Source organism: Flagellimonas zhangzhouensis, assembly GCF_900102925.1.
Taxonomy (GTDB): domain Bacteria; phylum Bacteroidota; class Bacteroidia; order Flavobacteriales; family Flavobacteriaceae; genus Flagellimonas; species Flagellimonas zhangzhouensis.
Genome location: NZ_FNKI01000002.1, coordinates 827,985 through 854,225 on the forward strand (window position 1 = coordinate 827,985; position 26,241 = coordinate 854,225).

The 26,241-nt window shown below is 41.0% G+C and carries 23 protein-coding genes and 1 riboswitch; of the genes, 12 read left to right on the plus strand and 11 right to left on the minus strand.

Going from position 1 to position 26,241, the window contains the following annotated elements; all coding sequences use genetic code 11:
• Positions 1-12 precede the first annotated feature (12 nt).
• A complete protein-coding gene (locus BLQ18_RS10570) occupies positions 13-603 on the minus strand; it encodes a hypothetical protein (protein WP_090295238.1) in 591 nt (196 codons plus the stop codon).
• Between the two features lie 204 nt (positions 604-807).
• On the opposite strand from BLQ18_RS10570, the gene BLQ18_RS10575 reads away from it, so the two are divergent.
• The 4 genes from BLQ18_RS10575 (at position 808) to BLQ18_RS10590 (ending at position 7,148) form a co-directional block, all read left to right on the plus strand.
• On the plus strand, positions 808-1,212 hold the full coding sequence (locus BLQ18_RS10575) for a hypothetical protein (protein WP_090295241.1): 405 nt from the start codon (positions 808-810) through the stop codon (positions 1,210-1,212).
• A 143-nt stretch (positions 1,213-1,355) separates the two neighbouring features.
• Entirely contained in the window at positions 1,356-2,438 is a 1,083-nt protein-coding gene (locus tag BLQ18_RS10580) for an efflux RND transporter periplasmic adaptor subunit (RefSeq protein WP_090295242.1), read from the plus strand.
• A 23-nt stretch (positions 2,439-2,461) separates the two neighbouring features.
• A complete protein-coding gene (locus BLQ18_RS10585) occupies positions 2,462-5,731 on the plus strand; it encodes an efflux RND transporter permease subunit (RefSeq protein ID WP_090295244.1) in 3,270 nt (1,089 codons plus the stop codon).
• Positions 5,709-7,148, plus strand: coding sequence for a TolC family protein (locus BLQ18_RS10590; RefSeq protein ID WP_090295247.1), 1,440 nt, complete (start codon positions 5,709-5,711; stop codon positions 7,146-7,148). Before BLQ18_RS10585 ends, BLQ18_RS10590 begins: the two co-directional genes overlap by 23 nt.
• A 124-nt stretch (positions 7,149-7,272) precedes the next feature.
• Here BLQ18_RS10590 and BLQ18_RS10595 read toward each other — a convergent pair whose 3' ends face one another.
• The 3 genes from BLQ18_RS10595 to gndA form a co-directional block, all read right to left on the minus strand.
• Positions 7,273-9,300, minus strand: coding sequence for a S9 family peptidase (locus tag BLQ18_RS10595; RefSeq protein WP_090295249.1), 2,028 nt, complete (start codon positions 9,298-9,300; stop codon positions 7,273-7,275).
• A 218-nt stretch (positions 9,301-9,518) separates the two neighbouring features.
• A complete protein-coding gene (locus BLQ18_RS10600; RefSeq protein WP_090295251.1) occupies positions 9,519-10,370 on the minus strand; it encodes a ChaN family lipoprotein in 852 nt (283 codons plus the stop codon).
• 15 nt (positions 10,371-10,385) lie between these two features.
• Positions 10,386-11,798: an NADP-dependent phosphogluconate dehydrogenase gene (gene gndA / locus BLQ18_RS10605; protein ID WP_090295253.1), complete on the minus strand. Its 1,413-nt coding sequence runs from the start codon at positions 11,796-11,798 to the stop codon at positions 10,386-10,388.
• Between the two features lie 167 nt (positions 11,799-11,965).
• On the opposite strand from gndA, the gene zwf reads away from it, so the two are divergent.
• Positions 11,966-13,495 carry a glucose-6-phosphate dehydrogenase gene (zwf, locus tag BLQ18_RS10610; RefSeq protein ID WP_090295255.1) on the plus strand — a complete coding sequence of 510 codons (1,530 nt, stop codon included), beginning with the start codon at positions 11,966-11,968 and terminating at the stop codon, positions 13,493-13,495.
• A gap of 78 nt (positions 13,496-13,573) precedes the next feature.
• On the plus strand, positions 13,574-14,299 hold the full coding sequence (gene pgl / locus BLQ18_RS10615; protein WP_090295257.1) for a 6-phosphogluconolactonase: 726 nt from the start codon (positions 13,574-13,576) through the stop codon (positions 14,297-14,299).
• On the opposite strand, the gene BLQ18_RS10620 is transcribed toward pgl, so the two are convergent.
• Positions 14,280-14,825, minus strand: coding sequence for an acyl-CoA thioesterase (locus BLQ18_RS10620; protein ID WP_090295260.1), 546 nt, complete (start codon positions 14,823-14,825; stop codon positions 14,280-14,282). The two genes, pgl and BLQ18_RS10620, sit on opposite strands and share 20 nt — an antisense overlap.
• 50 nt (positions 14,826-14,875) lie before the next feature.
• Here BLQ18_RS10620 and BLQ18_RS10625 point away from each other — a divergent pair, with 50 nt between their 5' ends.
• The gene (locus tag BLQ18_RS10625) at positions 14,876-15,274 is read left to right on the plus strand and encodes an endonuclease domain-containing protein (RefSeq protein ID WP_090295263.1); all 399 of its coding nucleotides are present in this window, start codon (positions 14,876-14,878) and stop codon (positions 15,272-15,274) included.
• Between the two features lie 49 nt (positions 15,275-15,323).
• On the opposite strand, the gene BLQ18_RS10630 is transcribed toward BLQ18_RS10625, so the two are convergent.
• The 5 genes from BLQ18_RS10630 to BLQ18_RS10650 all read right to left on the minus strand — a co-directional run bounded on the left by BLQ18_RS10630 (position 15,324) and on the right by BLQ18_RS10650 (position 20,147).
• Positions 15,324-15,689, minus strand: coding sequence for a 6-phosphogluconate dehydrogenase (locus BLQ18_RS10630; RefSeq protein ID WP_090295266.1), 366 nt, complete (start codon positions 15,687-15,689; stop codon positions 15,324-15,326).
• A 9-nt stretch (positions 15,690-15,698) separates the two neighbouring features.
• Complete coding sequence (locus BLQ18_RS10635) at positions 15,699-17,033, minus strand: DNA recombination protein RmuC (RefSeq protein WP_090295269.1); 1,335 nt, start codon at positions 17,031-17,033, stop codon at positions 15,699-15,701.
• 145 nt (positions 17,034-17,178) lie between these two features.
• The gene (locus BLQ18_RS10640; protein WP_090295272.1) at positions 17,179-17,958 is read right to left on the minus strand and encodes an ABC transporter ATP-binding protein; all 780 of its coding nucleotides are present in this window, start codon (positions 17,956-17,958) and stop codon (positions 17,179-17,181) included.
• Entirely contained in the window at positions 17,958-18,989 is a 1,032-nt protein-coding gene (locus tag BLQ18_RS10645; protein ID WP_090295275.1) for a FecCD family ABC transporter permease, read from the minus strand. Before BLQ18_RS10645 ends, BLQ18_RS10640 begins: the two co-directional genes overlap by 1 nt.
• Positions 18,990-20,147: an ABC transporter substrate-binding protein gene (locus BLQ18_RS10650; protein WP_090295279.1), complete on the minus strand. Its 1,158-nt coding sequence runs from the start codon at positions 20,145-20,147 to the stop codon at positions 18,990-18,992.
• 55 nt (positions 20,148-20,202) lie between these two features.
• Positions 20,203-20,424, plus strand: a riboswitch (cobalamin riboswitch).
• A gap of 69 nt (positions 20,425-20,493) precedes the next feature.
• Here BLQ18_RS10650 and BLQ18_RS10655 point away from each other — a divergent pair.
• A complete protein-coding gene (locus BLQ18_RS10655) occupies positions 20,494-22,356 on the plus strand; it encodes a TonB-dependent receptor plug domain-containing protein (RefSeq protein WP_090295282.1) in 1,863 nt (620 codons plus the stop codon).
• A gap of 32 nt (positions 22,357-22,388) precedes the next feature.
• Here the strand turns inward: BLQ18_RS10655 and BLQ18_RS10660 are convergent, their stop codons facing one another.
• Positions 22,389-23,858 carry a S41 family peptidase gene (locus BLQ18_RS10660; RefSeq protein ID WP_090295284.1) on the minus strand — a complete coding sequence of 490 codons (1,470 nt, stop codon included), beginning with the start codon at positions 23,856-23,858 and terminating at the stop codon, positions 22,389-22,391.
• Between the two features lie 204 nt (positions 23,859-24,062).
• On the opposite strand from BLQ18_RS10660, the gene BLQ18_RS10670 reads away from it, so the two are divergent.
• The 4 genes from BLQ18_RS10670 to BLQ18_RS10685 all read left to right on the plus strand — a co-directional run bounded on the left by BLQ18_RS10670 (position 24,063) and on the right by BLQ18_RS10685 (position 26,196).
• Entirely contained in the window at positions 24,063-24,572 is a 510-nt protein-coding gene (locus BLQ18_RS10670; protein ID WP_090295289.1) for an RNA polymerase sigma factor, read from the plus strand.
• The gene (locus BLQ18_RS10675) at positions 24,559-24,993 is read left to right on the plus strand and encodes a hypothetical protein (RefSeq protein ID WP_090295291.1); all 435 of its coding nucleotides are present in this window, start codon (positions 24,559-24,561) and stop codon (positions 24,991-24,993) included. The genes BLQ18_RS10670 and BLQ18_RS10675 overlap by 14 nt, the downstream gene beginning before the upstream one ends.
• A gap of 13 nt (positions 24,994-25,006) precedes the next feature.
• Positions 25,007-25,546 (plus strand): DUF4252 domain-containing protein, encoded by a 540-nt coding sequence (locus tag BLQ18_RS10680; protein ID WP_090295294.1) that lies wholly within the window; start codon positions 25,007-25,009, stop codon positions 25,544-25,546.
• Between the two features lie 110 nt (positions 25,547-25,656).
• A complete protein-coding gene (locus BLQ18_RS10685) occupies positions 25,657-26,196 on the plus strand; it encodes a DUF4252 domain-containing protein (RefSeq protein WP_090295296.1) in 540 nt (179 codons plus the stop codon).
• The last annotated feature ends 45 nt before the right edge of the window (positions 26,197-26,241 follow it).

Here is a 26,241-nt window from a genome sequence, read left to right on the forward strand (position 1 = left end):
CTTTTTTATGCTTTATTCTCTGATAGGAGTAAAAGACTCCGCAATCATTTCAAAAGTTGTTCGGTATTGGTCTGCATAGGATGTAAAGGTCCAGGACATAATCATATATACTTTTTCGCCACCATCAATAAAGGTTAGGAAATAAGTGATTTCCTCATCCACACCCTCTACATGGGCACTGATTTCAACCGATTCACTTTCCAACCCATGAATTGTATTTGGTTTGGGTTCTGATTGTTGATGCATATTCATGGTAGTTCCAAGCAGTTGCATTTGAATGGCCCTATAATTTTGTAGGGGAGAAGCTTCATCGTTGTATTCTTCCAATTCTTTTAGAATTTCAATAAACTCCGCCTTGGGCTCATCAATAATAATGGTATAGGTTTCTTTAAGGGCATTTTGATATTGCAATGAGGCTTCTTCATTCAATGCCGTGGTGCCCCTCATAAATTTTGGAATGGAAACTTGATATTCCCCATTGACCGAAACGGTATTAAAATCTTCGAATTTGGTATTCTCATCCGCTTCCTTATTACCAGACCCTAAACAGGAAACAAAAAGAAATGCGCAACAGAAAACAACAATTTTAGAGATGGATTTCATGGTTTGGATTGATTTCAACACTAAGATAATGGTAAAAAAGACTGATATTTTGCTGAAAATCAAAAATCCAATTTATCTGTTTTGCTTTTTCTGCCAGCGATTACAATTTTTATTTTAAAAAAAATAGCCCTTTTTTAAATTTTAACCATTATTAACAACAAGCGTTTGTTGGTGAACTTCCATTGACATAGCTTTGTCCCCCAAATGAAAAAGGCATTTAAAAAATATAGCTTTCCATTACTGATCCTACTATTGGGAGGCTTCATCAATTTGTATGCATATTCGCAAACAGCTATTGATGATTCAGATGCCTGTTATGTACTAGGTTATGAGGAATCTAACGATGCTTCTACCATTCATCATGTACCTTCAACTGAGGACCACAAGCATTACGCAGAGACCGAGGTTGAGGAACAGGAAGAGCGAGAAGAAGAAGTTTCCTCCCACGACCACTACCTTCCCGATAGCAGTTACTTAACTGCATATTCACATACCAGCTTAGTAGAGCAATTCCTATCTGAATCTAACAGTGACAAGGGGTATTATACCTCCAAAGAAATCGCTACACCCACAAAGCGACACATTAGGTTCCAAGTTTTCCGTATTTAGAATTCTCCTCCAAAGAGGTTATATCCCTTATGGCTTCACATCAAAACTTTTGAGTAAAATTCAATAACCAGGGCAGGTCCATTGTTTATTTAGGATTCGGACTTCCCTAATTCATTCAGAAACCATTTTAAACCACTAAAACTATGAGGAGAATTTCGTTCTTCATCGGCTTGTTGGTATTGATTATTCATACAAGCTGCGAATCCAAAAAACACGAAAAAAAAGAAGAAACAAAGTACCTTGTTTCAAGTCCAATTCGATTGGATACTTCTATCACCAAGGACTATGTTTGTCAAATACATTCCATTAGGCACATTGAACTACGAGCCTTGGAAAAAGGATATTTACAGGATATTTATGTAGATGAAGGTCAAGTAGTAAAAAAGGGGCAACAGATGTTCCACATTATGCCCAACGTTTACGAAGCAGATCTTCAAAAGGCAAAAGCAGAAGCTGAAGTTGCCGAAATAGAATACAAAAACACCCAATTGCTGGCAGATGGTAATGTAGTGTCAGCGAACGAATTGGCCATGGCCAAAGCAGAATTTGCAAGAGCTAAGGCAGAAGTATCGTTGGCCGAAACCCACTTGGGCTTCACCAACATCCGTGCACCTTTTGATGGGATTATGGACCACTTGCATGTTCGAGAGGGCAGCCTTTTGGACGAGGGTGAATTGTTGACCACACTTTCAGACAACAGTAAAATGTGGGTATACTTCAACGTACCCGAGGCCGAATACTTGGATTACATTACCAGTGCCAATAAAGGCAGCAAACAAGATGTGGAGCTTTTGATGGCCAATAACAAAAAATTCTCAGAACATGGGATTGTTGAGACCATCGAAGGAGAGTTCAACAACGAAACGGGTAACATTGCCTTTAGGGCCACTTTCCCAAATCCAGAGGGTGTATTGCGCCACGGGGAAACAGGAAGTATTCTGATGACCATCCCGCTTAAAAATGCCATGTTGATTCCACAGAAAGCCACTTTCGAGGTTTTGGACAAAAAATATGTGTTCGTATTGGATAAAGATGATAAAGTGCAACAGCGACAAATTGAGATAGGAGCAGAATTGCCCCATTTATTTGTGGTTAATAAGGGCCTTGAAGAGAGTGACAAGGTGTTGTTGGAGGGCATTAGAATGGTGCGAAGCGGTGAAAAAATTCATTATGAGTTTGAAAAACCAGCTTCCGTACTGTCACACCTCGACCTGTACTCCGAATAGCAACCCCATAATCTTTATCAGACATGTTTAAAAAGTTTATACATAGGCCAGTTTTGGCCATTGTGATCTCGGTCATCATATTGTTTATTGGCTCTTTGGCCATAAAACAATTGCCCATCTCACAATTTCCACAGATCGCACCAACCACGGTAAACATATTTATTGCGTATCCGGGTTCGAGTGCAGATGTTTTGGTTAAATCAACCTTGATTCCTTTGGAAACCTCAATTAACGGGGTGCAAGGGATGCGATACATTGCATCTGACGCCACTAGTGCAGGTGAAGGAACTTTAAGGGTGATTTTTGAACCAGGAACAGACCCTAATGAAGCAGTAGTACGGGTAAAAACCAGGGTTGACCAGGTGATGCCATTATTGCCAGAACTGGTGCAACGAGAAGGAGTGATTATTACCCCCGTACAACCCAGTATGTTGATGTATGTGAACCTGTACAGTGATGCTAAGGACAATGACGAAAAGTTCCTGTACAACTACGCATACACCAAAATGATTCCCGAAATACAGCGTATCAATGGTATTGCGAGTGCACAGATTTTGGGTAGCCGTAAGTTTGCGATGCGTGTTTGGTTAAAACCCGACCGTATGCGTGCCTACAATGTTTCTGCCGAAGAAATTTTGGAAGCCATGCAAGACCAAAGTATTTTGGCCAGACCAGGTCGTTTAGGCCGTAGCTCGGGAAAAAGAGCGCAATCCTTGGAATATGTTTTGGTCTACCAAGACCGATATAGCGAACCAGAGCAGTACAAGGACATCATCATCAAGGCCAATGAAGAAGGTGAGATTTTGAAGTTGGGTGATTTGGCCGATGTGGAATTAGGAAGTGAATTCTTCGATATATATTCCAATTTGGATGGAAAACCGTCGGCATCCATCGTATTAAAACAGACGTTTGGAAGTAATGGTAGCGATGTTATCGAATCCGTAAAAGAAAAATTGACCGAGCTGGAAGCAGAAATGCCTCCTGGAATCGATTACAAGATCAGTTATGACGTATCCAATTTCTTGGATGCCTCCATCGAACAAGTTTTGCACACCCTGCGTGATGCCTTTATCCTTGTGGCCATTGTTGTATTCCTGTTTTTAGGGGATTGGCGTTCTACTTTAATTCCGATCATTGCGGTACCCGTGTCCTTGATCGGTGCATTTTTTGTAATGCAGCTTTTCGGATTGTCCATCAACCTGATTACGTTATTTGCCTTGGTATTGGCGATTGGTATTGTGGTGGATGATGCGATTGTGGTGGTGGAAGCCGTCCACATGAAGATGGAAGAAGAACACCTGACGCCGTACAAAGCGGCCTATGCCGTATTGGGTGAAATTGGTGGTGCCATTATCGCGATTACCATGGTGATGGTGTCCGTGTTTATCCCGATTTCATTCATGACAGGACCAGTTGGGGTATTCTACAGGCAATTCTCGATAACCATGGCGGGTTCCATAATCATTTCCGCTTTGGTGGCCTTGACTTTGACTCCAGTGCTTTGTGCCATGATGTTGAAAAATACGCATGGTCAGCCAAGAAAAAAATCATTGATGAACCGATTCATCGATTGGTTCAACCGTGGATTTGAAAAATTGACTGGACGTTATGTGAAAGTGTTGAACAAGGTAGTAAGTCGTAGGATACTCACCTTTGGAGTATTGTTGGCGTTCTGTGCGGGTATTTTCTTTACCAATAACATTTTGCCAGCAGGATTTATCCCAAGTGAAGACCAAGGGATGATCTATGCGATAATCCAAACCCCTCCTGGGGCCACTTTGGAACGTACCAACGAAGTAGCACGTAAACTTCAGGCCATCTGTGAGGAGACCGAAGGGGTGGAATCCGTTTCATCCTTGGCAGGTTATGAGATCATGACGGAAGGTCGTGGTTCCAACGCAGGTACCTGTTTGATCAACTTAAAACCATGGTCGCAACGGGAACACTCCGTTCACGAGATCATGGAAGAATTGGAAGAAGAGACCAAAGATTTAGGGGCAGTGATTGAATACTTCGAGCCCCCTGCTGTCCCTGGCTTTGGTTCATCTGGTGGTTTCTCCATGCGTTTGTTGGACAAGACCAACGGAACCGATTACCACGAATTCGAGCGTATCAACAACGATTTTATGGATGCCTTGAGAGAACGTAAGGAACTCACAGGTCTGTTCACTTTCTACGCAGCGAATTATCCGCAGTATGAGTTGAAAATCAACAATAAAGCGGCTATGCAAAAAGGTGTTTCCATAGGAAAAGCCATGGAAAACCTGAATATTTTGATTGGTAGTACCTACGAACAAGGATTTATCCGTTTTGGTCGATTCTTTAAAGTGTACACCCAAGCCGCACCTGAGTACCGTGGAATGCCATCGGACTTGGAAAAGCTGTTTGTGAAAAACGAAGAGGGTGAAATGGTGCCTTATTCTGCCTTTATGACGATGGAAAAACGTTTGGGACCGAACGAGATTACCCGTTACAATCTGTACAATTCAGCAGCAATTAGAGGACTTCCAGCTAAAGGGTACACTAGTGGTGATGCCATTAAAGCCATTGAAGAAGTGGCAGCCCAAACCTTGCCGAGAGGTTATGATGTGTCTTGGGAGGGATTGTCCTACGATGAAGCACGTCGTGGAAATGAATCACTCTACATCTTTATTGTGGTATTGATTTTCGTGTACTTGGTACTTGCCGCCCAATACGAAAGTTTCTTGTTGCCTTTGGCTGTAATTCTTTCCTTACCTATCGGGATTTTTGGATCGTTCGTGATGCTGAAATCCATGGGCTTGGCCAATGACGTGTATGCACAGATCGGTATGATCATGTTGGTGGGGCTGTTAGGGAAAAACGCGGTATTGATCGTGGAATTTGCCGTACAGAAGCGACGCGAAGGCTTTACCATTTTGGCAGCAGCCATTGAAGGGGCCAAAGTGCGTTTCAGGCCTATTTTGATGACCTCTTTTGCGTTTATCGCTGGTTTGATTCCATTGGTGATCGCTTCAGGAGCTGGGGCCATTGGTAACCGAACCATTGGTGGTTCTGCCATGGGGGGAATGTTATTGGGTACTTTGATTGGAGTTTTAGTGATACCTGGGCTGTACTACATTTTTGCAAAAATGGCCGATGGTAAAAATTTGATCAAGGATGAGCATGACGAACCAATGTCCGAAGAATTCTTTAGACAGAACGATACGGTATTCAGGTTGAAGGCTCGACTTCGATTGTTGAATCAGCGAATGAAAAAAATGACAAATAAATCTGGAAACAAGAATAAACATGAAGATCAAGATGAAATATAGTAAAGCATTGTTCATTGGAATGATGGCCTTGGTGCTTTTTTATTCCTGTGTGCCTACACGAGAAATCAGGGATGAGGAAACTGCACTGCCTGAGCAATATCAAAACCAGTCCACCGATACCGTAAACACAGCATTGGTGCAATGGAAGGAGTTTTTTCAAGACCCTTACTTGGTTACTTTGATTGATTCAGCATTGGTAAAAAACCAAGAGTTGAACATTATGCTGCAACGGGTAGATATGGCCAAGAATAAAATTCAGGCCAAAAAAGGGGAATATTTACCCTTTGTGAATATCCAAGCAGGAGCAGAAGTGGAGAAAGTAGGGGAGTACACCCGAAATGGAGCTGTGGAGAAAAACTTGGAGGTAAAGGAAGGAGAGGAATTTCCTGAGCCACTCACCAATTATATGGTGGGGGCTTTTGCCACTTGGGAACTCGACGTTTGGAAAAAACTCCGAAACGAGAAAAAAGCAGCCGTTTATGAGTATTTATCAAGTGTTGAGGGTAAAAACTTCATGGTAACGAGCTTGGTAGCGGAGATTGCCGATTCCTATTATGAATTGATGGCCTTGGACAATCAATTGGCAATCATTGACCAAAACTTGGAAATCCAACAGAACGCCTTGCGCATGGTAAAACTTCAAAAAGAAGCAGCGCGTGCCACCGAATTGGCGGTCAAACGTTTTCAAGCGGAGGTATTGAAGAACCAAAGCCATAAATATGAGATCCAACAGCAAATTGTGGAGACCGAAAACAAATTGAACTTTTTGTTGGGTCGCTCACCGCAACATATTGACAGGACTTCGGACAGCTTTATCGATGCCCCCATTGATGCGATTAGTGCGGGAGTGCCATCGCAATTGTTGCAGAATCGTCCAGATGTACGTCAGGCGGAATATGAGTTGGCAGCGGCTAAATTGGACACCAAAGCGGCAAAAGCCAATTTCTACCCCCAGTTTACCATTAGGGCAGGCTTGGGATTGGAAGCTTTTGATGTGAAAAATCTGACTACAACTCCCGAATCGGTATTGTATTCAGCGATTGGTGATATGGTGGCTCCTTTGATCAACAGAAATGCGATAAAAGCGCAATACAAAACTGCAACGGACCGACAGTTGCAAGCGGTGTACGAGTATGAAAAGGCCATTTTGAATGCGTATATCGAAGTGGCGAACCAATTGTCCAACATCGACAATTTGAAAAAGAGTTACGAACTCAAAGATGGTCAAGTGCAGGCGTTAACGGAATCCATTGAACTTTCCACTCGTTTGTTCCAATCCGCAAGGGTGGAATATATCGAGGTGCTTTTGGCACAACGGGAAGCTTTGGAATCCAGAATGGAATTGGTGGAGACCAAAAAAGACCAGTTGCTGGCCCAGGTTAACATGTACCGGGCCCTGGGCGGTGGCTGGAATTAAGAGCCCCAAATCAGTGGTTTGGCCTACTGCCTTGGCTATTGATTTACCCAAAGAGAAACCCCGTTTACAACTGTAAACGGGGTTTTATTTTATGTTTGAAATTATTGAGTAAACTTAAAATGCTCTATTCTCCTTTATACTTTTCAAACCAAGCCAAAACGGCTGCTATTTTAGCAATCAAGTTACTAGGTTTGTTGGCTATACCGTGTCCCGCTCCTGGAATTCGAACCATGGCGGTTTCCACATTTTCCAATTTTAAAGCGGCATAAAATTGTTCCGATTCTGCAATTGGAGTACGATAATCTTCTTCACCTGTTAACAACATCGTCGGAGTGGTTACATTGCCCACATAGTTTAGAGGAGAACGCCTAAAATAATTCTCTGGGTCTTCCCAAGGTTTTTTACCAAACCAATATTTGGAGAAAAACTGAACTCCATCTGCATACAAAACAAAACTTGTCCAGTTGATTACGGGTTTTGCTACTACGGCTGCTTTGAAACGGTCTGTTTTGCCTACAATCCAAGCCGTAAGCACACCACCGCCAGAACCTCCTGTCACATAAAGGTTTTCCGTATCCACATATCCTTTTTCCAATAAAGCATCAACCCCAGACATTAAGTCTTCGTAATCGTGATTAGGGTAATCATGGTGAATTAAATTTCCAAATTCTTCTCCATAACTGGTACTTCCTCTAGGATTGGTGTACAATACTACATAGCCTGCTGCAGCATACGCTTGAATTTCCGCAGAATATACAGCACCGTAGCTTGTAAAGGGCCCACCGTGGATTTCCAGAATCATTGGATATTTCTTCGATGGGTCAAAATCGGGAGGAGTAACCACCCAACCTTGAATCTTGCGTTGATCATAGCTGGATTCCCACCACATTTCTTCCACCTTGCCCAATTTCTTGAAAGCAAAAAGATCATCGTTTACAGCTGTCAAACGTTTGGTACTTTTGGAATCAGCAGCACCTAAATCGGATGGATGCGAAGTATCACCAATTGTATAGGCAAACTTATTATTGCTTGAAGCTGAAAAGCTAGCTGCATTGTAGGGCCTTCCCAAAGAAAGCCCTCCCAAACCATCCGTAATTTCGGAAACGTTACCTGATAAACTCATAGAAGCCAATTTGCCTATACCTTGGTCGGTATAGATAAAATAGAATCCGTTGCCTTTGCTGTTCCAAACCATATCCTCTACATCTCTATCAAAATCACCAGAAATTAATTTTGAATCTGTACCATCGACGTTGATCACATATAATTGGGTAAGTTGATACCCTTGAAGTTTGTCGTCGTAGCCCAAATAGGCAATTTTAGAACCATCGGGAGACAAAACGGGGTGGGCGTCTGGTCCGTAGCGGTCAGTCAATGGTGTGATTTTTCCATCAACCGTGCTGATTTTATAGATTTCGCTATCTGCTGGTTCCATTTCCTCATCCTTGTGGAAATTAGCATTAAAATACAGATGTGTATTGTCTTTCGCCCAAATTGGTCCACCGTGTTCAAATTCTGTAAAGGTGAGTTGTTTTGGAGTTCCACCGCTGATAGGCAATGTAAATAACTGAGTGTTTCCACCTTTATAATAGCCAGCACCATCACCGCGATAGTTCATTTTATCAATGTATTTTGGTGGATCATTCCATTTGGCACCCTCAGGTTTGGCGGGCATTTTAATGATGGATTTATTGGCTTCGGGTACAAACATGTTGAATGCCAATGTAGTGTCATCGTATGACCAAGAAACCTGCCCAGGCGATTGTGGTGTGTTGGTCAACGCCATGGTTTCTTTAGTGTCCAACCACATCAGATATAGCTTCATTTTATCATCAGCCATATTCGATTTAAAAACGATTTTGGTACCATCGTGAGACCATTTTGGTGAGAAATCGTTGTGATTTCCTGTCGTCAAAGGTCGATTGTTGGAACCATCAAAATTAATGATCCAAAGGTTGGACAGGTTGCGGTCGGTCATCACATCCTTAAAATTGCGAACGTAGATGATTTTAGATCCATCTGGAGAAATTTGAGGGTCGGAAACGTATTCCATGTTAAAAATGTCCAGCAGTTCTAAATTGGATTGTACTTGACTGAATCCCAAAGGGATTATGGCCACAAATAGGAGTAGTGTGGCTACTAATTTTTTCATGAGAATTGAATTAGAAAGTTTGATTCTTAAATGTACGGAATTATTCTATCCCAAATAATAATGAGAGTTTGTCATGACGAGTTCAGTCGAGACATATATACAATGTGTCTTTCACTTGCTCCTTCGACTGCGCTCAGGATGACAGCTCAAGGTCCTTTAAGGCAAATAAATAATCAAACAATCCAGCCTTGAGCGGAGTCGAAAGGCCTTGTTTCACGTTAATACGTTGTGGTCATATTTTTGTCCACACAGATGATGAAATCTGCAATGCCCAAATTTTCCTCCGCCAATTGATGTACGTCTTCTTGTGTTACTGTGGAAATAGTTCCGTACGCCAAATCGGGACGCTCCAACATCAAATACCATAAAATACCCTCATAATTATTGGAATGGTACGCACCGTTGTAGTGCATAAACAAACTGTTTTCCTTGTAATTTTCAAGGATAAAATGCGCCATGGTGGCATCTTTTATGGCCTGGGCCATGACCAAGGTAGGGCTTCCATGGTCGCCCATCATTTTTAAAATATTTTGATAGCCAGGTAACTCAGGATCGTAGGTTATCGGCAAGGGGGCTATCCAAGATTTTTCTTTCGTGGAAAGGGAATCCAAAGTTTCAAATCCGCCTTTGTACACCATACTGGCATAGCGACGGGGCACATTGGTGGCCACAAAAACAAGTTCATTTTCCTTTGCAAAATCAACCAAAGGAGCATAATCGGTTTTATGGTTGGGCCAAAGTCTGGCAACTGTATCCAACGCTTTTGCATCAATTTCTTCAGCTAAGTAAGCGTTGAGCTCATTTTGGTTGTCCGCCTCAATCATTTCAGCCCCTAAAATCAATGGCTTTTTTAGAAATAGGTCCGACGTCAATTCAAATTGCAACCAATGCGCGATGGGATTGTTATGCAATTCCCCAAAGAGAATCATATCCTTTTCCTCCAAGGTCTTCAACATCTTTTTGTAGGTAACCTTTTTTCCTTTGGTATTATAAATCACATAAGGTGCTTTTTGGGCAGATGAAATAAGAATACCAAAAGCGAACGAAAGAAGGAAAAGGAAATTCTTCATATTATTATTTTATAATTATTTGTTCTCCCACTCCGTGTGAAAAATTCCCTCACGATCCAAACGCTCGTAAGTATGTGAACCAAAATAATCGCGCTGCGCCTGAATCAAGTTCAAGGGCAAACGACTACTAGTGTACGCATCAAAATAGGTTAGGGCGTTCGAAATTCCAGGTAATGGAATTCCATTTGCAGCGCCATAACCCACCAATTCACGGGCAGCATCCACTGTATCTTTTACTTTTTCCACAAAAGAGGGAGAGAGCAATAAGTTTCTCAATGCCTCATCGGCTTGGTAGGCTTCGGTAATGTCGGCCAAAAGTGCAGCACGGATAATACATCCCGCTCTCCAGATTTTTGCTATTTCTCCTAATTCCAATTCGTAACCATACTCTTTGGAGGCATCAGCCAATTGGTGCATACCTTGGGCATAGGTAATGATAAAGGCAAAATAGAGTGCTTGCTCTGCTTTACTTACAAATTCTTCCTTGTCAACAGCCGCAGGAGTTGGTCTATCGTAGAGTTCGTCTGCTTGAATGCGTTCTTCCTTTAAGGCTGAAATTTCGCGCATGCTCACCGCCACATCAATAGTTGGTACGGGAATTCCAAGATCCATTGCATTTTGGGATGTCCATTTTCCTGTACCTTTTTGCTTGGCCTTGTCCAAAATCATATCGACCAAATCATTATCGGTCAGATCGTCTTTTTGTTCAAAGATTTCTGAAGTGATTTCAACCAAGAACGATTGTAAACGACCTTGGTTCCATTCAGCGAACGTTTGGTGAAGCTCTTCATTGGAAAGTCCACCTGCTTTTTTCAAAAGGTCATAGATTTCGGAGGTCAATTGCATCAATCCGTATTCGATACCGTTGTGCACCATTTTCACATAGTTCCCTGCGGATTTTGGTCCTAAATAAGCCACACAAGGTTCACCTTTATATTTGGCGGAAACCGCTTCAAAAACTGGTTTCACATGTTGATAAGCATCACGGGAGCCTCCTGGCATTATGCTGGGCCCTTTACGAGCTCCTTCTGCACCACCGGAAACTCCAGCACCAAAAAAGTTGATACCCTTGTCTTTTAAATAAGCTTCACGACGGTCGGTATCTGTAAAAAAGGAATTTCCTCCGTCAATTATGATATCTCCCTTATCCAAATGGGGCAACAATCCCTCGATGACACTGTCTACAATCTTTCCAGCAGGAACCAACAGCATTATTTTTCTTGGGGTGCTCAATCCATCCACAAAGGTTTTTACATCCGAAGTGGCATTTACTTTTGCCTTGTCACCACCTTCTTCAATCAACGCATTTACTTTTTCCGCATCCAAGTCGTTACCAAAAGCGGTAAAACCGTTGTCGGCCACGTTCAAAATAAAATTGCGTCCCATTACCCCAAGGCCCACAAGCCCAAAATCATACATATCTGCCATTTTGTTATATTCTTCTACTTTTTGTTAAGACTGCCTTAAGGCTGCTCCATTCATCAAAATCGAACCTAAAATAAACCTTAAATTTGTCAAGCTCAAAATTAATGGTCTCAATTGATTTTTCTGCAGATCATTTACGATTTTTGTGCCGTCAGAAACCTAAAAAAACTATGAAGAAGACCGAAAACCAGATGCTCGTTATTTTTGGGGCATCCGGAGATTTGACTGCGAGAAAACTGATTCCTGCCCTTTTTAACCTATATATGGCCAAACAACTGCCTGAAAACTTTGTTGTTTTGGGGGCTAGTAGAAGTAATCTCAGTGATGAAGATTTTAGAAACCGCGTGGTTTTTGAAAGTGAATATTTAAAGGAAAAAATTAAGGATTTAAAAGAGGACGAAATCAATTCCTTTGCCAATAAAATCTATTATGAAGATTTGGGAGGGGATTATGATACGGATTATGCGCCATTAAGAAAACGTGTGGAAGCCTTAAAGGAGAAACACAATACTTCAGGCAACATCATGTATTACCTGTCTACACCGCCAACCTTGTATGAAACCATTGCAAGTAATTTGGCTGATGCAGGAATGAATACCCAAAACAATGGTTGGAAACGCTTGATCGTGGAAAAACCATTTGGGTATAGCTTGGATACAGCGAAAGAATTGAATGATGGTCTTCACAAGTATTTTACTGAGCCTCAGATTTACCGAATTGACCACTATTTGGGTAAAGAGACCGTACAAAACTTGTTGGTAACCCGTTTTTCCAATAGTATTTTTGAACCACTATGGAACCGAAATTACATCGACCACGTAGAGATTACCAATGCCGAAAGGGTTGGTGTTGAAAAACGTGGAGGCTATTACGATAAGTCTGGTGCTTTACGTGATATGTTCCAAAACCACTTATTGCAAATAGTTTCTTTGGTAGTGATGGAACCACCGATTGGGGCCGAGGCCGAAGAAATACGAAATGAAAAAGTGAAAGCCCTGAAATCACTTCGCGTGATGAAAGATGCTGAAACCTTGCATGAAAATACCATTCGAGCGCAATATGTGTCGTCTGTTGTAGATGGAAAGCCTGTAAAAGGCTATCGTGAGGAAGATGGGGTTGACCCGAATTCGACCACGGAGACCTTTGCTGCCATTAAATTTTATGTGGATAACTGGCGTTGGCATGGCGTTCCGTTCTATGTGAGAACAGCCAAGCGAATGCCAACCAAGGTTACTGAAATTGTCATTCATTTTAAGCAACCGCACCACCAGATTTTTAGTGAAGCTGGGATGCAGCGTGATAACAAATTAGTAATTCGAATTCAGCCTGATGAGGGAATCCTGATCAAGTTTGGAGTGAAAGTACCTGGTCAAGGCTTTAGGGTGGAGCGTGCTAATTTGGACTTCTACTATTCGAGCTTGGCGGAAACCTACGTGATGGATGCCTACGAACGTTTATTGTTGGATGCCATGCAAGGTGATGCAACCCTATATGCCCGTGCCGATGAGGTGGAGGCTGCATGGGAGTTCGTGGATCCAATTCTTAACTATTGGAAAGAGGGCAAAGATGTTCGCATGTATGGTTATGCCGCTGGGGTCTGGGGTCCAGAAAATTCAGATGAACTATTTGATGGACATGGTTTTTGGCGTAATCCAAGTGAGAATTTAGCCGATGACCCAGGCTATTGTGTGATTTGCTAAGGGAAATATCAATTACCAACAAACAATTTGCAATGAACAATGTCCAAATTGGGGATGTTGGAATTAAAATTATAGATAATGGATCTAAGGATTTTTAAAGATAAACAAGAGGTTGCCGAGCAGTTTTCTGCCTATTTTGTGGAGCAAACAAAAGGAAAGGAAGCTTTTCATGTGGCGCTTTCAGGTGGAAGCACTCCAAAAATTGTATTTGATGTGTTGGCTGAAAAGTTTGCAGGTCAAGTAGATTGGAGCAAAGTACATTTTTATTGGGGTGATGAGCGTTGTGTTCCCCCAACCGATGACGAGAGCAATTACAAAATGACGGTGGAGCACCTTTTTTCAAAAATTGAGGTGCCACAAGAAAACATCAATCGTATTTTGGGTGAAAAAGACCCAAATCCAGAAGCCATGCGTTATGCCAATTTGTTAGAAATTGATTTGGATCGAGTGGAAGAAGTGCCTCAATTTGATTTGGTGATTTTGGGAATGGGCGATGATGGCCATACCGCATCTATTTTTCCACATGAAATTGAACTTTGGGATTCGGAAGACCATTGCGTAGTGGCCACACACCCAGAGTCAGGTCAAAAAAGAGTTTCCTTAAATGGAAAAGTGATCAATACTTCCAAGGAAGTGGCATTTTTGGTAACTGGTGCTTCAAAAGCTGAAAAAGTGGAAGCTGTGATTGAAAAAACGGAGGGTTTTGAGCAATACCCAGCGTCTTTGGTGCAACCAACATCAGGAAATCTTGTATGGTTTTTGGATGAGGAAGCTGCCAGTAAGCTTAATCAAAATCCATCTTAACATTTTCTCCCTGTAGAAAATCTAAAAATTCATTCACCTTAAAATTGGTGGATTCAAATTTGGTGTCCCGCTGATTGGCTGAATGTTTACGTTCCTTACTTCTAGCGAATCGGCGGATATCCTGTTTGGTTTTTAAAATCAACCCAGGAACCGATTTGTTTTTGCCATCCTTGCCTTTGGCTACCATGGTGAAATAAGAGGAATTGCAATGTTTCACCTGTCCAGAAGTCACGTTTTCCGACTCTACTCGAACCCCGACTACCATAGAGGTTTTTCCAGTGTAATTGATGGAGGCTTTTAAAGTAACTAAATCCCCAACATCAATAGGGTTTAAAAAATCAACCCGGTTTACGGAGGCAGTTACACAATAGCTTTGGGAATGTTTGGATGCGCAGGCGAAAGCGATTTGGTCCATGAGATTTAAAATGTGTCCTCCATGAACTTTACCTCCAAAATTGGAATGGGAGGGGAGCATTAGTTCCGTGATGGATACCCTACTTTCTCTGGATGATTTGAATTTTTTCATATTTTGTTTGGATTTACAACTCCTTTTAAAAGGAAATCCAGAAGTATAAAATGATTATCAAATATAATCCAAAGCTAAAAGAACTCGCAAGGCAACTCAGAAAGAATGCCACTAAATCTGAGGTTTTACTATGGCAAAAACTAAAGCGAGACCAAATGCACGGTTATGATTTTCATAGACAGAAACCTATTGATGAATATATTGTGGATTTCTTTTGTAATAGGTTGCAATTGGCTATTGAGTTAGATGGATATTCTCATCAAACTATAGAGGTTTGGGAAAAGGACGTTAAAAAAACAAAACGATTCAATGAGATTGGTATTCATGTTCTTCGATTTTCTGACCAGCAAGTTTTAAAGGACATGGAAAATGTATTGAGGGCTATCGAGGATTATATAATTCGATTTGAAGAAAATGGCAATACACCTCCCTCAGTCCCTCCTTTTTAGGAGGGAGGTTGTTTCCCCTCTATAAAGAGGGGAGTAAGGGGTGTGTAATTTAATTTCTAAATATCGGGGATTTCTCGGATTTTACTTCCGTAATGAAGTATTTGGTGTCACCCAACCAGAAAAAAGTGCCGTAACGTTCTATGTAAGTTATTTTAAGGTACTCCCCTTGATAGTCTTTCAGTTTTTCAATAATTTCTTTTTCATGGTCCTCCACCGAAAAAGAAAACACATTAGTGCCCGCCAATCCCTGACTAATTTGACCCTCCCAAGTTTTTACCAAAACACCCTTTCTACTGAATTTTATCAACTCTCCAGAGCGATATCCCTCACTAAAAGGAACATAGTAAATAAAGGCAAAGTATGCGCTGAAGCCCAAAACAACAACGGCAATAAAAATGAAAAGAAATTTTTTCATGGTCAGTGTTTAATTTAATGATTCAAAGTCGTCCTCTTCGGCACGTTTTAAAATTGGCTCAGGCAACACTTTTTTGGCCTTGGCTCCCATGGTTCGTAATTTTTCGATGCTTACTACAATGTTACCCCTACCATCGAACAGCTTGTTCATGGCGTTTTTGTATTCTCCTTTGGCATCGTCCATTTTTTTGCCCACTTGGGTCAAATCTTGCATAAAGCCAACGAATTTATCGTACAAAGCTCCTGCCTGTCGAGCGATTTCCATGGCATTTCGTTGTTGCTTTTCGTTGCTCCACATCGAATCTATGGTGCGGAGCGTAGCTAATAGGGTAGAAGGTGTTACAATGACAATGTTTTGCTCAAAAGCTTTATTGTAAAGAGATACGTCTTCGTTAATGGCAACCGCAAAAGCAGGCTCGATGGGCACAAACATCAATACGAAATCTGGGCTTTCCATTTCGTACAAGTCCTCATATTTTTTGGCAGAAAGTTGCTCTACGTGCCTTCTTAAAGAATTGATATGGTCCTTTAAAAATTTAGGTTTATCATCCTCCTCCGCATTGGTGTAGCGTTCATAATCGGTTAGCGAAACTTTGGAATCCACCACCATTTTTTTGCCATCAGGTAGGTGTATGATCACATCGGGAAGTACTCGGGTACCATCTTCACGTTTAAAGCTTTGTTGTACGCTGTATTCCCTATCTTTCTCTAAACCAGATTTTTCCAGAACACGCTCCAAAACCAATTCCCCCCAGTTCCCTTGCATTTTACTGTCTCCTTTCAATGCCTTGGTGAGATTCTCGGCCTCTTGGGTAATTTTTAAATTCTGTGTCTGTAAATTCAGAAGTTGCTCTTTTAAAGCAGAGTGAATACTAATGTTTTCCTTTTGGGATTTCTCTACCTTTTCTTCAAACTCTTTTATCTTTTTGTTGAGCGGGGTTAAGATGTTCTCAATATTTTCCTTGTTGCTTTTGGTGAACTTTTCACTCTTTTCATCCAAAATCTTGTTGGCCAAGTTTTCAAATTCCTTGGTGAACTTTTCTTGAAGTTTTTCTACCTCCTCTTTTTGTTCGGCGTTGGCTCGCTCCAAGTTTTCCATATTGGCTTGGTAGCGCACCAATTGATTACTTTGCTGCTCCTTTTCTAGTTGCAGTTGTTTTTTATCGGCATCACTTGCCATTAATTTATCGTTCAAGGATTTTATGGTAGAGTTGAGTTGGGACTCCCGTTCTTCCCATCTGCTTTCATCTGACTTGGTTTTTAATTTTTGAATATACATGCCTCCAAAAAGCCCTGCGGCTAAAGCTATGATGCCAATAATCACATAGATAAGTTCTGTGCTCATGAAATTGTTTCTGTTGGATAAAGATAACGGATTGCAAAGATAAAATGTCATTTATGCAAAGGCAGAAATCCACAATTTGTTTTGTAATAGTGGGAATGCCGAGGACACTGAGCGTAGTCGAAGTGCTCGATGAAGTGAGATGATTCTACTTGTTCACTTTAAAAGTGCCCGTTTGAGGGTCAAACTGAACCATTTCTGATGGAAACAAGCCATCAAAGTGTTGTTGTTCGATAAGTTGGCAAGGGCCACCAAAAGGATGGTTCTTTCCATCCAAAATCAACATGGTATCACACAATTGAATGGCCAATTCTATTTCGTGTGTGGAAAACAGAATGGTCTTTTGTTGGTAGTGCGCCAATTCACGAAGCAATTTTAAAATCTGAACTTTATGGTACAAATCCAAATGGGTTGTGGGCTCATCCAAAAGAATCAAAGGAGTGTCTTGGGCCATGGCACGAGCTATGAGCACCCGTTGCAACTGACCATCACTGAGTTCATGACATTTTTTATGTCTTAAATCGTTCAATAGGAAAGCATCCAAGCTTTCGTTGATGTATTTTTTATCTTGACTGGTGAGTGTGCCCAACCAATTCGTATAAGGTTGCCGTCCCAATGCAATCAATTCTTCCACAGTCAGGTTTTTGGAAGCTGGACTTTCGGTCAGAACCACACTAAGTTCCTTTGCCAATTTTTCTGGAGGAATTTGCTTTGTGGATTGTCCTTTAAGTTCAATTTTGCCACTCAACATGGGTTGAAATCGTGCCAAAGTACGCAGCAAGGTAGACTTACCAATTCCATTTACACCTACAACGCCACAAAGGATTCCAGGTTTCAAAGAAAAATTAATGTGTTCCGCCACTTTTTTGGTTCCATAGCCAATGGCAAGTTCTGAGACGGAAAGTATGTTTTGGGCTTGTTTTTCCATTAGAACATCATTTTACGTTTACGAACCAAAAGCCAAATTACAACAGGAGCGCCTACTAAAGAAGTTATGGCATTTATAGGCAAAACACTGGCCGAATTGGGCAATTGTGCAATGGTATCACACAGCAACATTAAAATGGAGCCATATAGCAAAACGGCAGGAATCAATATTTTGTGCTCCATGGTGTCAAAAATCTGACGGGTCAAATGAGGTACTGCCAAGCCCACAAAAGCAATCGGCCCCGCAAAGGCAGTGATGCCTCCTGCCAAAATTCCAGTAGCAATAATCAAGGTCATTCGGGACTTTTTCAAAGAAACACCCAAACTTTGTGCGTAGTTTTCACCCAAAAGCAGCGCATTCAACGATTTTAAACTGAAAATACTGAGACCAATTCCGATTAAAACAAGAATAGCTAATAAAGTAATCTGATTGAAACTAAGATTGCTTACACTGCCAAAGGACCAAAAAATAAAACGGCGCAATTGTTCGGAACTCGAAAAGTAGGCCAAAACACTTACGATGGCAGAGGTAATGCTGCCAAACATTAATCCAATAATTAAAAGGGCCATTGTGTCTTTTACGCGTTGCGCAACGATTATCACTACCAAAAGCACCAAAAAGCTCCCAATACTGGCAGCCAAGGCAAGGGAAACATCTCCCAAAAATGAAAAGGAAGTCAAACCCGTTAAAAGTGAGGTGCCCATTAACAATAAAGCAGCTCCCAAACTTGCCCCTGAACTGATACCCAAAACAAATGGACCGGCCAAAGGGTTTCTGAATAGGGTTTGCATTAAAAGTCCGCTTAGTGCCAAGCCGCCACCTACTAAAATGGAAGTCAAAGCCTTTGGTACACGAAATTCTTGAACAATGTATTTCCAACTTTCAATTTCTGGATTTCCCCCAAAAAGAATGGAAATAACCTCATTGAAAGGAATATTGACCGAACCAGAACCAATGTTGAGCAAAACCGCAATGAACAAGGCTATGCCCAAAAACACAAAAGAGATTCGATATGTTTTTGCGTTTTGCATTTATTGAAGCGGTTTAATAAACTGAAGTTGATGTTCTGGTAAAAGTTCGGGGTGCAAAATATGAATCAAATCCTTTAACACGATATCGGGACGTTGTGGTGCGGTTTCGTAGAAAATAAGTCCACCTTTCTCTCCCTTTTCAATGGCATTGGAATAGATGTTTTTATTTACAAAGGCATCAAACTCTTTGTGATGAGGGTTGATATTCCCCAATTCTTCATAGCTTGTTTCAGCAGATGGATTAAACCAAAAATCTGCTGTTTTTCCTTTTTCCAAAACCGCCTCCAAGCTCAAACCAATACTTCCTGTTTCTTCCGAATCTTTCCAAAGATAATCGGCATTGGCATCCTTTAGGAACTGGGCCATCCAGCTTTCTCCACCTGCCACATACCAAACATCTTTGTAAAGTCCACCCGTAAGCACTGTGGGTTGGTTTTTTGCATTTTTGGCCAATTCGGTTGCTTTTTTGTAGTTGTTCTCAATGGAAGCAAAAATACTGTCTCCCAACTTTTCCTTTTGAAAAAAGGGAGCGAAGAATTTTACCCATTCGGCCTTGCCCAAAGGAGTTTGCTCCACCCATTCGCCGTTGTAGACTACAGGAATTCCTGCAGTTTTGATAACGTGATAGGCTTTGTTGTCGTCACTTATACTGAAACCAACAATTAATTCGGGGTTGAGAACTAATGTCATTTCTGTGTTTAGTTTTTCGTTCATGCCCAAATCCTTGATCTTGTCTGCATCCACAAGTTTTCTGGCTTTGGGTGATGAAATAAAATCAGAGTTAGGGAACCCAACAATAGCTTCGAGTTCGTTAAGTGCTTCCACAGGGGCAATATGTGTGGTGGATGTAAGCACCATTTTCTCAACAGGAGTGGCAATTATGGCATCAAAAGCATCTGAGGGCAAGGTGATTGTGGCTAAATTTTCTTTGGGAACCAAGGCATAGGTAAAGGTTTTTTCTGACCCTGGCCAAGGCGATTTTACTTCAACAACCGTGTAAGTATCAAAAGTGTTGATATTAAAACCTTTGGCATATTTTATTTGGGTTATGGATTCCTTTGACAATGGCAGATCAGGCTGTTTTTGCTCTTTGCAGCTCAAGCTGAAAACCAAAATAAGAGAAGCCAATGCTGCTCGGAATTGTTGTTGTAGTGCCATGGCTCCAAAAGTAAGATTATTTAACTTTTACAGAAAAAGATTAAACAGTTTGATTAATTTCGCGCTGAATTTTGGTTCGCTCATGAGATTTTATTGAGGGATTAAAAGGGAATCCAGTGCAAAACTGGAGCTGTTCCCGCAACTGTAAGTATATGCCAAACTTGATTTGGCACCTTTTAAAAGGATGTTGCTCTCTACAAATCCACTGTTCAAAATGAATGGGAAGGAAGGGTAACATTAAACAAGCCAGGAGACCTGCCAATTTCAAACAAACAATGTTAAACTTTCGGGATAAAGGTTTACGTATGAAGATCATACTATTCTCCCGTTTATTCAAGTAAACGAAATGAAGAAAAATCATTTTTGGTTAATCGCCATGGTATTGGCGGGTAAGGGACTTTCTGCACAAAATGCACAGAAGGATTCCTTAAAAGTGCATCAACTGGATGAGGTTGTTGTGAGTGATTCAAAATTTGAATTGAAACGTGAAAATTCAGGTAAAACGGTCATTAAAATCACCGCAGAGGAACTGAAACAAAAGCAGGGCATGACCGTTGCCGAAATCATCAACACAAAAAGTGGAATGGAAATTACGGGTAGCCGTGGTCGCGATGGCGATGTGCTGGGCGTTTATGTGCGCGGTGGTCGAGGTAAACAAGTATTGGTAGTGATCGATGGGGTTCGTGTTTCCGACCCATCCACTTTTTCCCAAGAATACGACCTTAGGTTGCTTTCACCATCAAATATTGAATCCATAGAAATTATAAAAGGAGCAGCGAGTACGCTTTATGGAACCAACGCGGCAACAGCGGTCATCAATATTACCACTAAGAAAAGCTCCCAAAAGCAGATTTCGGGTAGTTTTGAAACTAGTGTTGGCACAAACCAAACTTCTGATGACCAAAACTATAATTTGGGAAGCATCAGCAATGCGGTAAATGTGAATGGAACCTTGAACAAGTTCAATTATGCGGTTGATTTTTCCAATCGATACAAGAATGGATTATCTGCTGCCGTGACTCCCGAAAACGAGGAGGATGTATTCTCGCATTACAGTACCAATGTGCGTTTAGGATATCAAATCACCAAAGATTTTGAGGTATCTGTTTACGGCAACCAAACCAAATACAGTACAGAATATGATGCTACGAATGCGGATGCCGATAATTTGGGTAAAAGCGAACAACAACGCGCTGGGTTATTCTCATCTTTTAACTACGGAAAAGGTTCTGTGCATGTAAACACGGCATTTACTGACTACGAAACCAATTCTTCTGACACTTGGGGAGAAAGCACCACTAAAGGGAAGAATTGGGTACTTGATCTTTACAATAAATATGTTTTCGCGGAGCAATGGCACACCATTTTAGGGGTGAATTATATTAAGGATGAAGCGGCTTTTTCAAACAATGCAGAATTTACCATCGTGGATCCATACGCCAATGTGGTCTATATTTCCGATTTTGGTTTGAACTTGAATCTTGGAGGACGTTTGAACAATCATTCCGAATATGGCAATCATGTGGTCTATAATGTAAACCCGTCGTTTGTGTTCAAAACTTCGGAGGGTTATGTAAAGTTGTTGGGTTCTTATGCCGCGTCTTACATTACTCCTAATCTTACCCAATTGTTTGGGGCATATGGAAGTAATCCTGATTTGGAACCTGAGGAAAACAGAACCATTGAAGGTGGTTTGGAGTTTCGGGCAAATGATAAATTACTTTTGAGTGCCATTTATTTTGACCGAAATGAAAAGAATACCATCGGATACGACTCAAATTTCACCAGCATTAATTTGGCTGATGAGATTGATGCCAATGGGGTAGAGGTAGAAGCGTCATGGTTTCCTGTTGAAGTGGTGAGCATAAATGCCAATTACACTTTCACGGAAAGAAAGGGTGATAATGCTATTCGTATTCCAAAACACAAGGCCAACCTCTCTTTAGGGTATCAATTGGCAGAGAAAACTAATTTTGTATTGAGCTATGCTTATACAGGTGTACGTTTTGATACAGATTTTATGAGCTATACTGATGTGGCTTTGGACCCTTTTTCGTTGGTGAGCTTTTATGCAAGCCACGATTTAATTCAAAATAAACTTCGATTGTTCTTGAATGCTGAAAACCTTTTGAACGAGGATTTCACTGAAATAATCGGATTTACCACCCGAGGTCGGAACTTTAGGTTAGGTCTGAGTTTGAATCTATAAAAAAGAAAAGCGGCCAATTGGCCGCTTTTTATTTATTGTTCTGGGTTTAACCCTAATGGTTTGTCCAGATACATATTGTCTTTAAGCGGTGTTTGTATTCTAGATGAGGTAAAAGCCTCAGCTTTCATTTGAACCGTGAAATCCTTTTTGGCACCAGCACCAGAGATTTCTTGAAGTGCACGGGCCAATAAGGGCTCATTCACATCGCCTAAAACTCCCATATTGGTCAAATCTTCGCCAAGTTCTATGGTCGGAACCAATCCACTGGTGTAATCATAAAATCCATCTGCATTCTCATTACGACCAACCAATGGTTGCAATCCCCAGCTATTATTGGCATTGATTTGCCCTTCCCTGTCATCACTATAAATGAACGAATTACCGCTATCATCTACCAAAGTAATCGAAAATTCGTTTTTACCCCTTGTAGTTTCTCCAATGTGGATTACATCAACATAGGGTGCCAATCCGTTCATCACCAATTCACTTGCAGAAGCAGAACTGCCTGTTGCTATTACAAAAACTCTATTAAGGTTGAGGGTGTTTATAGCACTTGCTCCAGTAGAGCTGGCAAAATAATCCGTTAGATAATCCTCACTCAATTGTGCTTGGATTTTATCGTTCCAACGTTGTCTGATATATAGGTCGTTGGTATTTGTTCCGTAAATCATACTGGCCAATAAACGGGAAGTGTTAACTGAGCCACCTGGGTTATAACGCATGTCCAAAACCAACTCAGTAGCACCATCTGCCACAAATTGGGCAAAAGCAGCATTCAATTCTTCATTAAAACTGCTCAAAAAGCGATTATACATCAAATAGGCCACTTTGGTTCCGTTTACGTCCAAGGTTTCGGCAATTAAAATAGGGTCTTCTATCTGATTTTCAATTTTAGTAAGCGTTACTTCTTTGGCATTGTCTGAAATGGTATTGTTGGTTACAGTAGCCATTCCAAGCGTATACGTGCTGTTGTCTCCAAACAATAAATTGGAATAATTGTCCACTGTAAGCTGAACTCCGTCAACGCGGGTAAAGAATTCTCCCCGTTGAATATCTCTGGTCGAAGCATCAGAATCTGGCCATATATATTGCACATATCCAAAAACATTGTTGGTATCGCCAATAAGTCCCAAGCCAAATTCCAAACCATTGCTCTGTGATATTCCAGAAAGACTGCTTACCAACTCACTATAATCTTCATTGGCAAAACTAAAACGGTCTTCACCATATAATAGGGTATCGTAGAAAAAGCTTTCAGGGTCAGTATAGCCCTCTAAAAATTCGGTATACTCTGCATTGGAGGCAAATCTATCATCCGCCAAGTCGTTCACATCACCTTGCCAAAAATACCAGAGGTTCATGGCTTGCCACATAAAGTTTTGAGCGGTTACATCAGCGGTTGGATCTGGATCGGGGGTGTCACCATTTCTAATGCCATCATCATCACTACAGGACAAAAACGACAAAGACAATCCTAAAAAAAGAAGGAAATACTTATTCATAGCATCAATTTTTGAAGAACTTCCGCAATTATCATTCCAAGATTATAGTGTAAACGGTCTGATTTGGGAATCCTTAATTGTATAATTTTACCCTGCAAAATAGGCACATCTGAGGAGATTGCAAATTTTTTGTAACAAATTTCGATATGTCTCGTCGTGATAATGTAGGCCGATAAGAAAGCTTGCAACAACTAAGACAACCAAATGAAACAAACAGAATTTTTAAACGTGGTGATGCCCTTTAAGGACAAGCTATACCGAATGGCAAAACGCCTTTTGGTGTCCAGGGAGGAAGCGGAAGATGCCACACAGGAAATTTTGTTGAAGCTTTGGTCAAAGAATGAGTCAATGGGAGAGTACAAAAACGTAGAGGCCTTTGCCATGACCATGACCAAAAACTTTTGTTTGGACCGATTAAAGTCCAAACAAGCTGGCAACCTAAAATTGGTCCACAGCAATTACACCGATGAAACCACATCGTTACAAAAACAGTTGGAAGCGGAGGACAGTATAAGCTGGATGGAGCGGATTATGGAAGAGCTGCCAGAGCAACAAAAGATGATTTTGCAACTACGGGACGTAGAGCAATATGAGTTCGAGGAAATCTGCGAACTATTGGACATGAAACCGACGGCAGTGCGCGTAGCACTTTCGAGGGCGAGAAAAACAGTAAGAGAGGAATTGATAAAAAAACATAGCTATGGAATTGGGTAACATAGAAAAAATATTGGAAATGTACTTCGAGGCTTCCACAACGGTGGCCGAAGAAAAAACACTTAGGGAGTATTTTGCACAGGACAGCGTAGCACCGCACTTAGAGCAGTACAAACCTATGTTCAGCTACTTTTCCATTGCCAAGGAAGAAAAGTACACCAAGCAGGTACCATTAAAACCTAGAGTAAACTATTACAAATGGCTATCCGTAGCGGCGGCAGTAGTTTTAACCTTCGGCATCTATTTTGGTAACGAATACCAAGAATCAAAACGTTTGGAACAAGAGCAGGCCCAATTGGCCTATCAAGAAACCAAAAAAGCGTTTGAACTCTTAGCGGAAAATTTTAGTAAAGGAACCGAAAAAGTAGCCTACCTAAAGGAGTTCGAAGAAACAAAACAAAAAATTTACAACAACAATTAAAAAACGTAAAAAGATGAAAAAGTATATTTTAATCACATTGATCGCATTATTGCCAATTGCAGGATTTTCACAATCCCTTTTTGACAAGTTTGAAGATTTGGACGAAGTAACCGCGGTTGTGGTGAACAAAAGCATGTTCAATCTACTATCTAAAATAGATGTGGATGTGGACGACCCCGAAGCAAGAGACTTTATGGATATTGCAAGCAGTCTTAAAAGTTTGAAAGTTTTTACCACCGATAACGAAAAAATCGGTTCACAAATGAAAGCTTCTGTCAGCAGCTATTTGCAATCCTCTCAAATGGAAGAGTTGATGCGAGTGAAGGACAAAGATGCCAATGTTAAGTTCTACATCAAACAAGGTAGGGATGATGACCACGTAAGCGAACTGTTGATGTTTATTACAGGGATGAACAATGTGGAAGCCGATGGCAGAAAATTTGAAACCGTACTTTTATCTTTAACTGGGGATATCGATTTGAACAAAATCAACTCCTTGACCAAAAAGATGAACTTGCCCGAAGAATTGAACGAAGCAGGCAAGAAGAACTAAATAATCAGTTGGTTGATAACGATAGGTCTGGAACTGTAACAAAACGGTTCACTTAACGACCTATCGTTATCGACCTTCAAGGGTTTATACAATCAATCAAAAACAGCAACATGAAACATATTGTAAAAAGTATTATGGTATTGGGGGCAATTTTATTGACCTCCTGTTCTTCGCAACAAAGTTTGCAAGAATACTATGTGGACAATTCCGAGAACCCCAATTTTTTAAGTATTGATGTGCCAGCGAGTATCCTAAAAATGGATGCGGTGGATTTAACCGATACCCAAAAAGAAGCGGTGGAATCTTTGCGCAAATTCAACTTGTTGGCATTCAGAAAAAATGCTGATAACGAAGCGGAATACGAAGCGGAAAGAAAAAAAGTTCGTGAAATTTTAAAGAACGACGATTTTGTGGAATTGATGAAAATCAACTCCCAATACGGAAAAGGCGTTATTAAATACCTAGGTGATGAAGATGCTATTGATGAGGTAATCATTTTCGGTGATAGCAGCGATAAAGGATTCGCTTTGGTACGTGTTTTAGGAAAGGATATGAATCCAGCACACATCATCCAATTAATGCAGGCCATCCAAAAATCCGATTACAAAGGAGAGGGATTGGGCGAAATCGGTGACTTCTTAAAAGGATAAGACCAAACCATAAATAAATTTAAAAGGACGGAAAACACCGTCCTT

Excerpts from the sequence above, each read along its gene's own strand:
- BLQ18_RS10570 (WP_090295238.1), bottom strand. The coding sequence starts at position 603 with ATGAAATCCATCTCTAAAATTGTTGTTTTCTGTTGCGCATTTCTTTTT.
- BLQ18_RS10575 (WP_090295241.1), top strand. The coding sequence starts at position 808 with ATGAAAAAGGCATTTAAAAAATATAGCTTTCCATTACTGATCCTACTA.
- BLQ18_RS10580 (WP_090295242.1), top strand. The coding sequence starts at position 1,356 with ATGAGGAGAATTTCGTTCTTCATCGGCTTGTTGGTATTGATTATTCAT.
- BLQ18_RS10585 (WP_090295244.1), top strand. The coding sequence starts at position 2,462 with ATGTTTAAAAAGTTTATACATAGGCCAGTTTTGGCCATTGTGATCTCG.
- BLQ18_RS10590 (WP_090295247.1), top strand. The coding sequence starts at position 5,709 with ATGAAGATCAAGATGAAATATAGTAAAGCATTGTTCATTGGAATGATG.
- BLQ18_RS10595 (WP_090295249.1), bottom strand. The coding sequence starts at position 9,300 with ATGAAAAAATTAGTAGCCACACTACTCCTATTTGTGGCCATAATCCCT.
- BLQ18_RS10600 (WP_090295251.1), bottom strand. The coding sequence starts at position 10,370 with ATGAAGAATTTCCTTTTCCTTCTTTCGTTCGCTTTTGGTATTCTTATT.
- gndA (WP_090295253.1), bottom strand. The coding sequence starts at position 11,798 with ATGGCAGATATGTATGATTTTGGGCTTGTGGGCCTTGGGGTAATGGGA.
- zwf (WP_090295255.1), top strand. The coding sequence starts at position 11,966 with ATGAAGAAGACCGAAAACCAGATGCTCGTTATTTTTGGGGCATCCGGA.
- pgl (WP_090295257.1), top strand. The coding sequence starts at position 13,574 with ATGGATCTAAGGATTTTTAAAGATAAACAAGAGGTTGCCGAGCAGTTT.
- BLQ18_RS10620 (WP_090295260.1), bottom strand. The coding sequence starts at position 14,825 with ATGAAAAAATTCAAATCATCCAGAGAAAGTAGGGTATCCATCACGGAA.
- BLQ18_RS10625 (WP_090295263.1), top strand. The coding sequence starts at position 14,876 with ATGATTATCAAATATAATCCAAAGCTAAAAGAACTCGCAAGGCAACTC.
- BLQ18_RS10630 (WP_090295266.1), bottom strand. The coding sequence starts at position 15,689 with ATGAAAAAATTTCTTTTCATTTTTATTGCCGTTGTTGTTTTGGGCTTC.
- BLQ18_RS10635 (WP_090295269.1), bottom strand. The coding sequence starts at position 17,033 with ATGAGCACAGAACTTATCTATGTGATTATTGGCATCATAGCTTTAGCC.
- BLQ18_RS10640 (WP_090295272.1), bottom strand. The coding sequence starts at position 17,958 with ATGGAAAAACAAGCCCAAAACATACTTTCCGTCTCAGAACTTGCCATT.
- BLQ18_RS10645 (WP_090295275.1), bottom strand. The coding sequence starts at position 18,989 with ATGCAAAACGCAAAAACATATCGAATCTCTTTTGTGTTTTTGGGCATA.
- BLQ18_RS10650 (WP_090295279.1), bottom strand. The coding sequence starts at position 20,147 with ATGGCACTACAACAACAATTCCGAGCAGCATTGGCTTCTCTTATTTTG.
- BLQ18_RS10655 (WP_090295282.1), top strand. The coding sequence starts at position 20,494 with ATGAAGAAAAATCATTTTTGGTTAATCGCCATGGTATTGGCGGGTAAG.
- BLQ18_RS10660 (WP_090295284.1), bottom strand. The coding sequence starts at position 23,858 with ATGAATAAGTATTTCCTTCTTTTTTTAGGATTGTCTTTGTCGTTTTTG.
- BLQ18_RS10670 (WP_090295289.1), top strand. The coding sequence starts at position 24,063 with ATGAAACAAACAGAATTTTTAAACGTGGTGATGCCCTTTAAGGACAAG.
- BLQ18_RS10675 (WP_090295291.1), top strand. The coding sequence starts at position 24,559 with ATGGAATTGGGTAACATAGAAAAAATATTGGAAATGTACTTCGAGGCT.
- BLQ18_RS10680 (WP_090295294.1), top strand. The coding sequence starts at position 25,007 with ATGAAAAAGTATATTTTAATCACATTGATCGCATTATTGCCAATTGCA.
- BLQ18_RS10685 (WP_090295296.1), top strand. The coding sequence starts at position 25,657 with ATGAAACATATTGTAAAAAGTATTATGGTATTGGGGGCAATTTTATTG.